We start from the raw sequence: 14,839 nt of genomic DNA, 5'->3' as shown, positions 1-14,839 counted from the left end.
ATCTAAAAGATAAATAAAACAATCCTGTGATTCCATTACCTCAGAATGCATTCGCTCCCCATATTGAAATAATCGCTATTGTATACGGGATAATCCTATAATTGCATGTCCTTCCAATTTTGTCATTATATCTTCAGGAAAATCAGAAATCTTTAGAGGAAAATGCAGAATTGTGAATAATAATGTCATTTAATCAGTCGACAATGATAATTCTCTTTATCAGAAAATTACAATTGTTCTGTTGATTATCTGGTTCTTTTTTGCTATAATACTTAAAAGCAAAAGAGGTGATCATCGATGGAAAGAAAGAAATCTTACACAGAATTGATGAAGGATTATGCGATGACACAGCTACAAAATGAAAAATTGATGATGCAAATATACTCAGATATGATTTTGAACGAATTAGTTTTAAAACGGCAAAAGGAACAAATTCTATGTGAAATTGATCATGCATTAGATAAAAAAGACAAAGAGCTCTTTATGAGGTTAACAAAAGAATTAAAAGCTCTTGAAGAACGTTTTGGATTGTAAATAACAAATCCACTAGTTTCAAACTTGATGAAAAAATCCCTCTTACCAGAGGGATTTTTTATTAAGGTTTTGATTTCTTGTATTGAAAATTTTCTATCATTCGTATTCGTTCTAACATAGTCGGATGATCATATCGGAAAATTTTCACTAGTAAAGGGGGATTCACTTGACTAAGTCCTGACTTTGTCAGATCCTGAAACGTTTGAACAGCTGCTTTCTGATTATGTGTCATTTCAAGCCCATAGCGGTCTGCCCGTGTTTCTTCATAGCGAGAAACCCAATTTGTTAAAGGGCTAACCGCGAATAGTAAAATAGAGATAATGAGCAAAAACAACGGTAAGGAGCTTAATGCTGAAACTCCGTTGATTTTCAATTGCTCTCCTTTTTTACTTTCAAATCTATTCATCAGAATAGAGGTTAACCATAGTCCCACTAATGATAATAATAAATATCCCGCTATCCCAAAATATATATGCTTCTCAACATAATGCCCCATCTCATGGGCCATGATAAATAAGATTTCCTTATCATTTAATTGATTAAGGGTTGTATCCCACAAAACAATCCTGGCATTAGAACCAATACCGGTCACGTATGCATTAAGTGAACTAGTTTTTTCAGACATATTCACCTCATAAACATGCTTAGCGGGAATATGTGCCTTTTCTGCCAGTGTTAAAATTTTTGTCTCCAGTGCCTTATCCTTTAAAGGATAGAAATCATTATAAAGCGGGTCAATCACAACCGGCTGGATGAACATCAAAAATATAGTAAATGGGATCGATAAAAGCCAAGCTGGAAGCCACCATCTTTTCTTAAACCTCTTCATTAAAGCGTAAAGAACCGTCACAATGATAAACATAATCGCTAAATTCACCCAAAAATCAATAAATTCATCCTTCATCCATCCAGCAAAGGCTTGTGTAGAGATATGGTACATTTTTGAAAACTTATACGAAATAAAATCTAGCGGAAATGTTGCCACAAAAGCCGAAAGGTATAACAGAAACAAAAACACTGCGGATTGGATAATATGAAATTTGGATGTGTTTTTAGCCCATCTTTCAAACCCTCTTGAAACTCCAAATATTAGCACCAGAAAATAAAAAACCCATTCATATGGAGTCGAGATAAAAAATAATAAATTCCTAATCTTGGAATATTCTTCACTAAGCATTAATTCTCTGCTATTTAAAAATGTAGATGGATCGACGCTTGTCCCTTTTAAACCAGCAGGAATTGTAGAATTTGCTATGTAAAATAAATACACATACATTAGTATACCGAAAAGCAAATATGCTACTACTGCACGAAAAGCCCACTTTCTTAACATGATCAGCTTCTCCTCCCTTCTTGTCCTCTTATATAAATGTAGAAAGAATTACGAGGAAATAGAACAGTAATATTAAGTTTTTAAAGTCATGGTAAAAATTATTCCCAATTAATATTAGATTTAGCACAGCAATTTAGCCAGGGCAAAGTGACATAATAGTAAAAGGACAAGATATTAACTTGCCCCTTTACCATTTATAGTGGTTCGATACCAAGCTCAAATAGTGCATCTGCAATAATAGAATATCCCTTATAATTCGGATGAACATGATCGTTTGCCAGTAATTCATTCGTTCTTCCTTTAAATAAATCATGTATATTTGCTACTTTTATAACCGGTGGGGAAGAGAGCTGTTCGATTCCCCGATTAAAAGCTTCCACCCATTTATCCGTCCCTGGAATATTTTCAAATGGGTCATACAGATTGCTCATTCGAATAATATATGGTTCCCCATCATTCTTCATTTTTAAAATCGTATCAATAATGGCCGCTAAATTTTTTTTGCCATGATCAACTGCAAGTAAAAAATCCTTTTCATTTTTGTCTTTCAAGAAAGTCTTTGCTGCATCGATAAGATCATTGCCGCCTGCCGTAAGCGTAATAATGTTTGAGCATATGATTCCTTCTTTTACAAAAGGATGATGTATCATTTTTAATATATCAGAAGTGGTTGCCCCACTTTTCCCATATATATACGGAACAATGGGCTTATTATGCGATTTTCTTAATAGCCACAAATATTTAGAGATGAAACCTTTTACAAAATAGGTAGAGCCGCCTACTCCAACAGTTAATGAGTCACCGATAGCACAATACCTTAATAATTCATTTGGATGTATAAATAGTGATGCTTTCATTAGTTCACCCTCAGGATAAAATAGTCATACTTCAATATATTCAAATCTACTTCATCTGAGACTTTAATTTAAAATATTAGAGAATATAGACTTAACACTCCAATGGACCCGAGGACAACAATTATTACATTTGCTCCTATAAAAGCTAAAATTAAAGCTGCAGCTGCACCGGTTATCCCAAACCAAATATCATCTTGAATGAGAAATATTTTAGGAAAAATAAGGGCTCCTAATATTGCATAAGGAACATTTCGCAATACTCCTTCCAAAAATGGTGGCATCGACTTCCCACGAAATAACGCAAGCGGAAGCATCCTTGGTATGTATGTAACAATCGCCATACCAATAATGATTAAAACAACCGAACTACTCATCGTTTATCCCCCTCTTTCTACGTTTAACAGCCTCAGTCGCCTCCACAATAATGGCGGATAAAATAGTTGAGGTGACAATTGCCCACCCATCCTCTAGTGACTTTGAAAATATGAAAATACTATTGAAAATAGCGGCGAGTACAGCTAAATAGACAACCTTCATGCTCTTCTTTAATGAAGGAACTAAAAGTCCAATAAACATTGCATAAAGAGCAACTGTCATACTTTCTTGCAATACTTGTGGGAGACTTGCTCCAATTGCGTATCCTATCCCCGAATTGATCACCCAGCTTGCATAAGAAATAATAATTACCCCAAATGCATATCCTGTACTGACACGACCTTCCTTCGTCGCCATAACGGAAAATGTTTCATCCGTTATACCGAAAGCATATATACTTTTAATGAAAGGTTTTTCTTTTTCCACTTTTTCATTTAACGATGCTGACATTAAAAAATGACGGATATTTACTACAAATGTCGTAAAGATAATAACAAATGCTCCCGCACCTGAAGCAATTAGACTAAGAGACATATATTGGCTGGCCCCAGCAAAAACAACTAAGCTCATCAAAACCGTTTCAAATAATGTTAATCCGGTAGTTTTAGATAATAACCCAAATGCTAATGCAATCGGGAAATAGCCAATCGCAATACTTAACCCTGATTGTATACCTTTACGAAAATTTGATGATTTTTCTAAAGAAGCTTCCAACACTCATCACCTCGGATATGCTCAAGCACACAAAATTTTCAAAATAATATTTCCATTATATATACTCTTATTTTTAATCACAAGGAGAAAATTTTCATAAATATAGCGATACTATCAAAATAGTATCGCGAAAATAGATTACTTCCCTTTAAAGTTAGGCTTCCTTTTTTCTGAAAAAGCTTGTAGTGCCTCGACCCGGTCCACAGTTGGAATTGTTATTTCATATGCCTTTCTTTCAATTTCCAGACCTGTTTGCAGGTCAGCGTTCATTCCGTTTTTGATGGCGAATTTAGCTTGTTGAATAGCAATCGGTCCATTTGCAAGGATCTTGTTAGCAAACTCGTTTACTGATTGGTGAAAATGTTCCCGATCCACTGTTTTTGTTACAACGCCGTAGTGGTAAGCTTCATCAGCTGTCATTCTTTTCGCTGTTAGAATAAGCTCCATCGCCTTTGCCTCTCCAATTAAACGCGGCAGTCGCTGTGTTCCACCAGCACCAGGAATAATAGCAAGACTTGTTTCCGTTAGCCCCATTGCTGCATCACTCACTGCAATCCGAAAATCACAGGCAAGCGCAAGCTCCATTCCACCGCCAAAAGCATAGCCATTCATGGCAGCAATTGTTGGTTGTGGCAGTTTTTCAACTGCAGAAAAAACTTCTCCGATTTTATATACATTTCGGCGAACTTCTTGCTCTGAAAGTGTTTTTCTTTCCTTCAAATCTGCTCCTACACTAAAAGCTTTATCACCAGATCCTTGAAAGACGACCACTCTTATTTCAGGATTCGACCTAATCGATTCCACAACACTTGCAAGCTCGCATAAAGTATCATAGTTAAATGCATTCATAGCTTCTGCCCTATTAAGAGTCACATATCCAATATAATCTTTCACATCTAAAACAATATTACTCATTTCTACACCCCTTTTTTGATCCTCCATATTTATTTCAACACTTTTTGTAAAAAACCTTTTTGATAGAGCTATTTTCTTTTCCATCGTTTGTTTAATGGAACCTTGGACATACTTAAAGACGTTGTCAATATACATGAAGGAGGTACAACTAGTGACGAATAGAAATCAATTTAGTCATTTTGTAAATGATCCAACTGTACAGTCTAAAATGGAAAAGGTGTGGGTTGATAACTGTGGTTCTTGGCAAAATTGTACGGAAGAAACGATTCAAGCATTTTTGGCTGCCTGTGAGGAATATGGTATTGACTCGCAATATTGCATGAGTTGGGTTGAACAGCATCAAGCCCAAATTCCTAACTGGGACAATGTTTCGCAAAGTTCACTCGATTGGATTAATCAGCATACTTCGACAGGTTCTCCAATATCAGCTGATACGGATGAGTTTCAATAAGTCGGTCTATAATGAAAAAATGCAGAAAATACTATTCTGCATTTTTTCCACTTATTTAGAAGAGAGTTGATCTTTTAAGGCTCTTCTTAAAATTTTCCCGGTCGTATTTTTCGGCAGCTCATCTATAAATTCAATGAATTTTGGAAGCTTATATTTTGCTAATCTTACTTTACAATAACTCATTAATACATCTGAGGTTAACTCTTTATTTTTTGCAACAACAAAGCATTTTATTGCTTCCCCTTGTTCTGCATCCGGAATACCAATGACAGCTGCTTCCACTACATCCGGATGATCGTATAATACCTCTTCTATTTCTCGAGGATAAACATTAAATCCTCCGACTAATACCATATCCTTTTTACGATCAACAATATAGAGATAGCCTTCCTCATCCATTTTGGCAAGATCCCCTGTGTACAGCCAACTATCACGAATAGTTGCCTCTGTTTCTTCCGGCATTTTATAATAGCCTTTCATGACATTAGGACCTTGTACTACAAGCTCTCCAACTTCCCCAACTGGAACTTCCTGCCCTAGTACATCGACTACTTTATTTTTTACATTTAAGATAGAAGTACCGATGGATCCCGGCTTTCTTGGTCGGTCAAGTGGGTTAAAAGCTGTGACAGGCGATGCTTCCGATAAACCATACCCTTCGGAAACGAATACATTAAATTTCATTTCAAAGTTTCTCAATAAGGCAACGGGTAGTGATGCTCCACCGGAAATGCATAGGCGAAGGCTTGAAAAATCCTTTGGATCTCCATCTGAGTATTGGTATAAGAAATTATACATAGTTGGAACTCCAGCAAAAATAGTTGCTTCATATTTTTTGGCTAATTTAAATATGTCATTTGGACTAAACTTTGGAGCGATTAAGAGAGTTGCACCGCTTATTAGTGGTGCATTTACGGCGACTGTAAGACTAAAGACATGAAACATTGGTAAGGTAGCGATGACTCGATCTTCATTGTTCATTTTTAAATACTAGTTGGTTGATCCATGAAATAGTATGCAATTTTGTCAGCGCTTTCTTTTGAAGTGTTATGAAGTCTTGTTGTTAAATCCATATTCCCTCCCCTTTCTGAATGAATAATCATTCATTTTAATATTCTAAATATATTATATAGAAAGAATTTTGTGGATACAATATTTCTAGGGGGAATGTCATAAAAAAATTAGGTAAACGAAGGCTTGGGGCAACCATAATATTTTAAGAGGACTCAGATTCCGTTAATTTATTAAAATGAGGTGAATTTAAGAGGAAAGCGGACACTGAGTACGCTATGTGTGAAAAAACACTAGGAAATCACTGCTTTTTTACTATCAGCGGATCTGGTGTCCGCAAACATAAGAAATTGACCCAATTTGTCACGAATAACGGATCGTGTGTCCTTCAAGTTCTTTAAATTCCAAATCGAGAATCCGGATTGGCTTACAGACTACCAATCCGGTTTACTCTCAATGACTAATTAGCCTTATAATCACAAATATCAACCCTACTAAAAGAGCAACAACTATTGCCCCCAAACACCATTTTAGAACTTTTTCCGTTGTGTTTCGATTAGAATAAGATTGTGCTATCGCTTGTGCCGGCTGAATACGAACTGCCTTTTCCGCAGGTAAGACAGCTCCTAACACTCCTGCCACAATCGGAATAACACCTGTTGCGATAATAAACCATATATGGTCAGTAGGAAATTGTTTATATAAGAGCCACATGATTAAAATGGAAAGTATCAATCCTAAAATTCCCGCTACAATTCCGTTTAATATTCCTTCCCATAATATTAACATGCGAATATGGTTGTTTCGCCAACCAACAGATTTCAACAATGCTATTTCCGGTTGCCTTTCCGCAATATTTTGCCACATAATTTCAGCAGTAGTTAATATTGCAATAGCAAAGGCAACTCCCATCGCAATAAAATGTGAAGGACCAACTTCCAGTGCAACATATTGTCCGAGCCAAGATGTGTACATTGTTCCTTGCAACTGAAAGGTAATAAATAGGAAAAGACTTAATAACGCCGTTGGCAACGCCATTGCTATAATCGATAGCACTCCCCGCTTCCATTTTCCTATGAAATGATTTATAGCCATCGTCATCCTACCTCTAGTCCTTAAGAATCGATAAGCTGCACCAGATATTTCTCCTGTTCGCATAGCTTCATATGGGCGTATTTTTTTCGTAAGCATTGCCGGACCAATTGCACCAATTAAATAAATGAATTGTCCGAACAAACCTGCGAGAATAAATCGAGTTGGTGTAATTTCCGTTTCTGTTGCCGATAAAACAAAACCGAGAATAATCCATGCAATTATGGCAACAAAACTGCCTAAAAGGGTAGCTTCGATAAACAAAAGTTTCGCCAATTGATTAGGTCTCCAACCAACAGACAATAAAACCGCAAACTCCTTTCGTCTTGCAAATAAGGAAACTAAATTCGAAGCGAGCACGTACACAATTGCCACTACCATCACACTTGCAATAATGCTGGAAAAACCTAACTGTGTTTGTTTAAATATTGTAAAAGACGAACCAATATTGATCCAAGGCTGTTCAATCCATCCGAGTGCTTTCTCCCTCCCGGTAGCAGGGACATGCGTGAGTACGGATTGCGGCGAGGAGCCAAGAGTGATATCGGTAATTAACCCTGTTTTTTTCCGTATTTCACCGGCAATTTTTTCAAGTTTTTGTTGGCTTTTCACACTTAAGTGGTCCACACCATCTACTTTGATTCGAATCGCTGAAATAGGCTTGTTGCCAAGTATTTTAGAAGCTGCTTCGATTGTAGTTAGCATTGCAGGTGGCTGCGTCAACAAATCAAATGCCCCATCTGTTGGGTTTATCAATATTGGTGGATTTACCGGCTCTTTATTATTATCAAGTACTAGCTTTGCGGACGCCGGTCGATACGTTTCCATCGGTAATTGTGTTAATGGATCTTGTGGAACCTTTAATTTCTCCGGATCATATAATCCAATTAATTTAGGAACTAACCTTGGCCATTTTAAAGAATCTTCGCTAAATAAAATCGTGGTTCGAAATAAGCCGTCCCCCTCACTAATATTAGTAGGAGCCTTCAAATTGTAACTAATCGGCCACCTGTTTGGAAACGGGCTTGTTACTTTTTCGTAATTGAGGGAACTTGTTTTTTGTTCAATAGTAAGTCCTTGATCTTCCATACTATCCGTAACAGTTAAGGAAGGTTTCCCAGTATTTAGATCCACACCTGTTACTTGTTCAATCATCTTTTCATAAGCTTTTTGAAAGGAAAAGGAGTATTCATACTTCTTACTATCTGTCGCCAATGGAACGGAATCCAAATATTTACGTCCACCCTTTGCTTTAACTTTTTCCATTGTTTTGTTTGCAACATTCGTATTATAAAAAGGTAAATCAAGGCGTTGTATAGAATAACTAATTTTTTGATTGACCATAGGTTGACGGTTTACAATAATAGGTAAATAAATCTGTTCTATTGGTTCTTTGAAATAAGGAATAGGTTCACTGTAACTAGCATCAGTAGATTTAAAATACCGACTGTCTCCCAAAGTTAATATCGCTTGGTTCAAACCAACAAGCTTCGCTTCTTGCTTCGGGTCTATTCCCGCAATTAATACTTGTGTGGTAGTGCTTAAATCCCCTTCAAATACTCCAACACCGTAACTAGGTTCCTTACTATACGCACTCCATGTATTATTAGGAAAATAAAAGTTATTTGTTTCAACGTAGTCCCGAGAACCAATATCTGTTACCTTTTTTTCTTGTAGACGATATAGCCCATTTCCTTTTATCTTTATTTTAGGAAAATTAACAATAACGGAAGCATAACCAATCATCGAAATTGGAGCAGCAACTTTCACCCCATCGATGCTTTTTATCGTTTTATATTGATCTAAACTGATGCCACCAGATAATCCGCTTAAATAGTTTGGTTCCATTAAATGATCTGTTTCCGTAGAGCTTCTTGAACCCTCAGGTCGAACAACAATGTCATAGGACGAAGTCCAATGCCTTTCTAATTCTTTTACAACCGTTCCCTTATTTGATTGTGATAAGCCAACAAGATAGCTCAACCCAGAACTGACAATTAAAGCCCCAACGAGCAATAGAATAAACCTTTCCTTATGTCGCCACCAATTGTTCCAGATAAAGCGTATCATTGGACATTAACTCCGTACCAAACTAATAATACTTTTATCCTCATAAATGCATCGACCTTTCTAAAGATTTTTCAATTAGATCGTAATAAAGTAAGTTTAGAGATTATTATTTACAGATAATTCATAATAGAAAAACGATATTTTTCTTTATTTTTATAATAAAAAACGAGTTTGGCTTTGTAAACACTTTCATTACATTTAATGTGATTAAATTCGATTCATTTATTAATTATAAGGATTTTGAAAAGTTCACCTTATTAAGTTTGGTTATTTCAACTAAAAAATCCTTTGGAATGGAAGATCAGTTATAATCTGTTCTTCCTCTAAAGGACAATACATAATGTTTAATTATGATAATACTAAATTAACGTTTTCTTCAAATTTCGCAAATAACGATAACGAATAAGGAAGAAATAAATCAATTGAGCAATCAGAAAGCTTGCAAGGACAATAATCATTTCTGACGCGATCGATAATGCGTAGTAGCTTTGTAGTGCCATAAAGGCAAATGCACTATGAACAAATGCTACGACAATCGGAACAAAAAATAACAACGCAAGCTGCTGGGTAACAATTTTGTTCAATTCTTGATCTGTCAAACCTACCTTTTTAATCGTTAAATATTGGCGTCTATCATATTCAAGATCTGCGTACAATCGGAAATATAAGAAACTACCTGCTGCAATGAAGAAAACAGCACCAATTAATAATGCGATGAATAACATCATTCTGAACATATTCATTTGATTTTGATACATCGTCCCGCTGACTTGTATTTCATAATGATGATTTTCAGAAGAATAAGAGCTGCCTTCTGGTGCAAGGTTTTTAGCAATTCCGGCTGTTTTTTCAAAGTCTTTTATAAAGAAGCCAGTAAAAGTATTTGTTTCTACCGGTTTTAATTTTTTATAAAGCTCATCACTGACTATGAGGCCAGACCGGAATGGGATCGTGACATTTTTAGATCTTTTCGTTGGATGAAGCTTAATATTATCCTGTTTTAATGTATAAGTAACAGGTTTATAATCCATTTGGATATGGGAGTATAACATTGACAATGCTTCATTCCCAGTTAATTTTTTCTCCGAAACATCAAATCCTGCGCTTTTTGCGATGTTTTTATAGTCGGAGAATGAAATAATATCAATATTTGTAATTGGATAACGAGTACTTGCACTTTCTGATGCAACCTCAACATTTTTGATCACAGCGCTTGATATCGTATAAGGAATACCTTTATTGTTTAACTCTGTTTTAATTTGCTGCAAGTTTTTCTGGTGTATTGGTTGATCATCCATTGCGGTATAACTTATAGCTGCCGGATAATCCTCCTCAAATTGTTTGTTCATTACATTCATCGAAGCGAGTGTTCCAACCGCACAGAACGCAACCGTAGAAACAATGGTAACCATGAAGAACATGCGTGCATTATCCTTTAACCGATAGGCAAGACTTGAAATCGTTATGATATTGGTTTTTTTCCAAAATAGAAATCGATTTTTTTGCAGCATTTTTATTACAAAGACAGATAGCTGCGTATAGAAAAAATATGTGCCGATAATGGTCATCCCAATGACTGGCAGAATACGTATCAAAATGGTCTGCATCGTAGTTGTTGCCGCCAAGTAATAGCTTATTAATAACAGAATGGCTGCTAGCAGGGATAATAGTACCGAAGTATTCGGTTCCTTTTTCGGTTTTTCACCAGCCTGAAATAAATCTATCAATTTATTTACTTTTAAAAGAATAGTTGTAAATAATGATATACAAAAGAACAAAATTAGAAACGCACATATCGTTAGCAATAATGCTTTCATCGAAAGGTGGAATGATAAAGAATCAATTCCAATCATCCTTGACCCTATCATTAAAAACAATTTTCCTGTAATAATGCCCGCACCAATTCCGAAAATGATTGCTCCGATGCCTATCAGCATATTTTCCAGAAAAACCATACGATTTAATTGACCTCTCGTCATACCATGCATCATTAAAATTCCAAATTCACGCTTCCGTGATTTAAGGAAGGTGCTAACAGAGTACAGTACAAATAAAAAGGAAAATACGTACATTATTACCTCAGCCGCAGCCATTAGTTGGACTGCAACTAATGAAGTAACACCTTGTTTTATATCAGGGTGAAAAATAAATAGCGCATATACAAAGAAAATCAAAACGGAAAATGCACTGCTAAGAAAATAGGCAGAGTATGTCCGTTTATTCTGGACGACATTTCTATACACGAACTGTGGAAAGGTCACTGCTGTCTCCTCCTAGCAAAGCAAGCATATCAATAATCTTTTGGAAGAATGCCTGGCGGTTGTCCCCGCGGTAAATTTCGTTGTACAATTTGCCGTCTTTAATAAAGATTACTCGGTGGCAATAACTTGCTGCAACTGCATCATGAGTTACCATTAAGGCCGTAGCTCCATCATCTTGATTAATAGTTGTTAAAGTCTCCATAACATCCTTAGCAGATTTCGAATCTAAGTTACCAGTTGGCTCGTCCGCTAAAATGAGCGATGGGTTGTGAATAATAGCCCGTGCGATTGCGGTACGCTGCATCTGTCCACCGGAAATTTCATAGGTTCTTTTCTTTAAGATTTGGTCTATTCCCAGCTTCTTCGTGACATTCTGCAGCTTGTTATTCATTTCTCTAACACTTTCACCATCTAGTGTAAGTGGCAGGACAATGTTTTCTTCAACTGTTAATGTATCAAGTAAATTAAAGTGCTGAAAAACAAAGCCGAGTTCATGTCTTCTGAACAGTGCAGTTTCTTTTCTGTTCAAAACATGCGGATTTTTCCCGTTTATCTTGATTTCCCCGGATGTCGGACGATCAATGGTAGCAATTAAGTTAAGAAGCGTTGTTTTCCCGCTCCCGGATGGACCCATGATCCCGACAAACTCTCCTTTTTCAATGGAAAAATTAATATCATTTAATGCCTTATGAGCAACTTTCCCCTCATAAATCTTTTCTAAATGTCCCACCTCTAGAATCGACATTTTTCTCACTCCCTGTATCATTTGTATCCTCATTTTAACTAGATTCATGAAATACAACCATTTCGTTAACTTACAGTTAGCTTACAAAATTGTAAGGTAGAATAAAAGCGGAAGCGCCTTGCACATCGGCGTACGGATTTTGTAGTCTTCGACTGAGATAAAGGAAACACAGTGAGGTAGTTCACGAACTATTGAAATTGCACTTCAAATTTCACCGAGTAAAATTTGAAGTGCAATTTTACTTGATGTTGACTTATCGTAGGGAGGAGACGTAGAAACCCGATAGGCGCTATAGCTAGACAGAGACTATACTAGTGAAATAATTTATAGGACAAAAAACTTATAAATTTGAAGAAAGGTGTCTCTTCTCTATGTACACTTTGTTATTTGTCCATCTGTGGTGACTGGCACCATATGAAAAATTTGCATGATGCCTGTCACTCTAAAAGATGATGAGTACAGTGGTTCCTTCATTAATAGTCGATTCTATTTCGATACGGTGTCCTAACTTTTCACAAATTTGCTTTGCTAAATACAGTCCCATTCCTGTTGATTCCTGAAAGTTGCGGCCATTTTCACCGGTAAAATAGGGATCAAAGACACGTGGTAAATCGCTTTTGGGAATGCCAACTCCTTCATCCTGTATTTCAAGGATGATGTGCATACCGCGTTTATAGCCGCGAAAATAGATTTTCCGATTTTCATGAATTGTATATCGAACAGCATTTGTAATAAGTTGAGTAAGAACGAATGAAAGCCACTTTTCATCCGATGCAACATGAAGATCTCCTTCCACTTGAACCATTGGAAAGACATGCTTACGAATAAATAAGCGCTTTTGCGAAGATGTAACAGAACGAATGACTTTCTCGAGTGGTAACTTTTCAACATAAAAATCTCGATCAAAGGTGTCGAGACGCGAGGTATACAGCACCATTTCTAAGCCTTTCTTTAATCGATCAAGCTCATCTCCTATTGCTGTAAATGGCTGCTCATCTTTATCTTGTATCATTAAATGAATAACGGAAACAGGAGTTTTCATTTGATGAACCCACTGATTTATAAATTGAATATGCCCCTCAAGCTTCCGTCTATAATCATGTATGTCTGTTTTATAAAGCCTAAATTGACTTGAAAATAGTTCGTGAAGACTTGTAGATAATGGAGTGTTGTGATCGACATTCATAAACTCATCCATGTTGGATAACGGATCTTCTAAACGTTTATAAAAATTACGGTTCGTTGTATACCTAAAAACTAGATATCCGATAAACAAGCAGCCGCTAAGTAGTGCTGCATATAAAGATATGGTTAAATGTCTATATCCATCAAGCCAATAAACAATGGTGATGATAAAAAGCTGTAGGATATAAAAAATAATTAGTGGGATCTGCTCACGTAGGAAAAGTTTCATTCAATATCACCCCAATTCGGCATGAGCCGATATCCTTGGCCACGAATGGTTTCAATTGCGTCTTCAATTTTTAAGGATGCTAATTTTTTTCTTACCCTAGTAATATAGACATTTAAGGTATTATCATCCACAAAAGCTTGGTCATCCCATATTTTTTCGAGCAAACGGTCACGGCTGACGACACGTTCTGTTTTTTTCATAAATTCGTCTAAAATTTTTGCTTCCGTATGGCTCAGTTCTACTGTGTTGTCCCCTATAGTAAGAACCAAGCGCTCAACATCTAGTTTTAATCCATTCACCATGACAGACCGATCATTTTGAGACCCCGCATAGCTTCCATATGCACGGCGAAGCTGACTATTAATCTTTGCAATCACAATTTCATAATCAAACGGTTTTGTAATATAGTCATCCCCACCGTTTTCTAGTGCCATTACCTGATCCATTTTTCCGTCACGGGCAGATATGAATAGAATCGGGCAGGTTGATATATTACGAATTTGTCGGCACCAATAGTATCCATCAAATTTAGGCAGATTCACATCCAGTAATACAAGATGCGGTGCATATTGTTCAAACTGTGATCGAATAGTTTCAAAGTTCGTAACCGATTTGGTTTCAAACCCAAATTTATGTAAATGTTCCTGTAATAGTCTAACAAGCTGCTTATCGTCCTCTATGATAAAAATTTTAAACATAACCATTTCCCCTTCGCCTAATTTCCTTCATTGATTTTAACAAAGATTTGATTTTTTGAATAATAACTAGTGTAAATCTCGTCCTCCTTTTTGGGAAATTTTTGTTTTTCCACAGATTCATGATACTCCTCTTTGAGTTGGAAGGTTTCCTTCGTTAGTTGGGAGGTCTCCTCACTTTTTTCGACGATTCTCCTTAGTTTTTCGGAACTCCCCTTTGAGTTTGGAGATTTCCTTCGTTAGTTGGGAGACTTCCTTCATTTGTTGGGAGGTTTCTTCACTTTTTTAGGCGATTTGATACTATGTCAAGAAAATGGACAAATCAAATTGAGATTTTTAACAATTCCCTACCGCGCATTCGCTTGCTGGCCT

Annotated in this window: 12 protein-coding genes and 1 pseudogene; 2 read left to right on the top strand and 11 right to left on the bottom strand. The window is 36.3% G+C overall.

Features of this window, described 5'->3' with window-relative positions; all coding sequences use genetic code 11:
- The first annotated feature begins 297 nt into the window (after positions 1-297).
- Positions 298-534 (top strand): IDEAL domain-containing protein, encoded by a 237-nt coding sequence (locus AC3WJF_RS22245; protein WP_492456149.1) that lies wholly within the window; start codon positions 298-300, stop codon positions 532-534.
- A gap of 61 nt (positions 535-595) precedes the next feature.
- Here AC3WJF_RS22245 and AC3WJF_RS22240 read toward each other — a convergent pair whose 3' ends face one another.
- From AC3WJF_RS22240 to AC3WJF_RS22220, 5 genes are all read right to left on the bottom strand, one after another.
- On the bottom strand, positions 596-1,867 hold the full coding sequence (locus AC3WJF_RS22240) for a M48 family metallopeptidase (protein ID WP_492456148.1): 1,272 nt from the start codon (positions 1,865-1,867) through the stop codon (positions 596-598).
- Positions 1,868-2,061: 194 nt separating this feature from the next.
- Positions 2,062-2,724 carry a GDSL-type esterase/lipase family protein gene (locus AC3WJF_RS22235; protein WP_492456146.1) on the bottom strand — a complete coding sequence of 221 codons (663 nt, stop codon included), beginning with the start codon at positions 2,722-2,724 and terminating at the stop codon, positions 2,062-2,064.
- A gap of 68 nt (positions 2,725-2,792) precedes the next feature.
- Positions 2,793-3,098, bottom strand: coding sequence for an AzlD domain-containing protein (locus AC3WJF_RS22230; RefSeq protein WP_492456144.1), 306 nt, complete (start codon positions 3,096-3,098; stop codon positions 2,793-2,795).
- Entirely contained in the window at positions 3,091-3,813 is a 723-nt protein-coding gene (locus AC3WJF_RS22225; protein ID WP_492456142.1) for an AzlC family ABC transporter permease, read from the bottom strand. Before AC3WJF_RS22225 ends, AC3WJF_RS22230 begins: the two co-directional genes overlap by 8 nt.
- Positions 3,814-3,951: 138 nt before the next feature.
- Complete coding sequence (locus AC3WJF_RS22220) at positions 3,952-4,728, bottom strand: enoyl-CoA hydratase-related protein (protein ID WP_492456140.1); 777 nt, start codon at positions 4,726-4,728, stop codon at positions 3,952-3,954.
- A gap of 151 nt (positions 4,729-4,879) precedes the next feature.
- Here AC3WJF_RS22220 and AC3WJF_RS22215 point away from each other — a divergent pair, with 151 nt between their 5' ends.
- A complete protein-coding gene (locus AC3WJF_RS22215) occupies positions 4,880-5,179 on the top strand; it encodes a hypothetical protein (protein WP_492456138.1) in 300 nt (99 codons plus the stop codon).
- 51 nt (positions 5,180-5,230) lie between these two features.
- Here AC3WJF_RS22215 and AC3WJF_RS22210 read toward each other — a convergent pair.
- From AC3WJF_RS22210 to AC3WJF_RS22185, 6 genes and pseudogenes are all read right to left on the bottom strand, one after another.
- Positions 5,231-6,169: pseudogene (locus AC3WJF_RS22210) on the bottom strand (AMP-binding protein); the annotation flags it as partial.
- A gap of 474 nt (positions 6,170-6,643) precedes the next feature.
- Positions 6,644-9,352, bottom strand: a complete 2,709-nt coding sequence (locus tag AC3WJF_RS22205) for an ABC transporter permease (RefSeq protein WP_492456136.1) — start codon at positions 9,350-9,352, stop codon at positions 6,644-6,646.
- A 359-nt stretch (positions 9,353-9,711) separates the two neighbouring features.
- Positions 9,712-11,613: an ABC transporter permease gene (locus tag AC3WJF_RS22200; protein WP_492456134.1), complete on the bottom strand. Its 1,902-nt coding sequence runs from the start codon at positions 11,611-11,613 to the stop codon at positions 9,712-9,714.
- Complete coding sequence (locus tag AC3WJF_RS22195; RefSeq protein WP_492456132.1) at positions 11,588-12,358, bottom strand: ABC transporter ATP-binding protein; 771 nt, start codon at positions 12,356-12,358, stop codon at positions 11,588-11,590. The genes AC3WJF_RS22200 and AC3WJF_RS22195 overlap by 26 nt, the downstream gene beginning before the upstream one ends.
- 442 nt (positions 12,359-12,800) lie before the next feature.
- The gene (locus tag AC3WJF_RS22190) at positions 12,801-13,772 is read right to left on the bottom strand and encodes a sensor histidine kinase (protein WP_492456130.1); all 972 of its coding nucleotides are present in this window, start codon (positions 13,770-13,772) and stop codon (positions 12,801-12,803) included.
- Positions 13,769-14,470, bottom strand: coding sequence for a response regulator transcription factor (locus tag AC3WJF_RS22185; RefSeq protein ID WP_492456128.1), 702 nt, complete (start codon positions 14,468-14,470; stop codon positions 13,769-13,771). Before AC3WJF_RS22185 ends, AC3WJF_RS22190 begins: the two co-directional genes overlap by 4 nt.
- Between the last annotated feature and the right edge of the window lie 369 nt (positions 14,471-14,839).

It is taken from the genome of Heyndrickxia sp. FW510-T9 (genome assembly GCF_058781025.1).
This window is presented reverse-complemented; position numbering and strand designations above follow the sequence as displayed.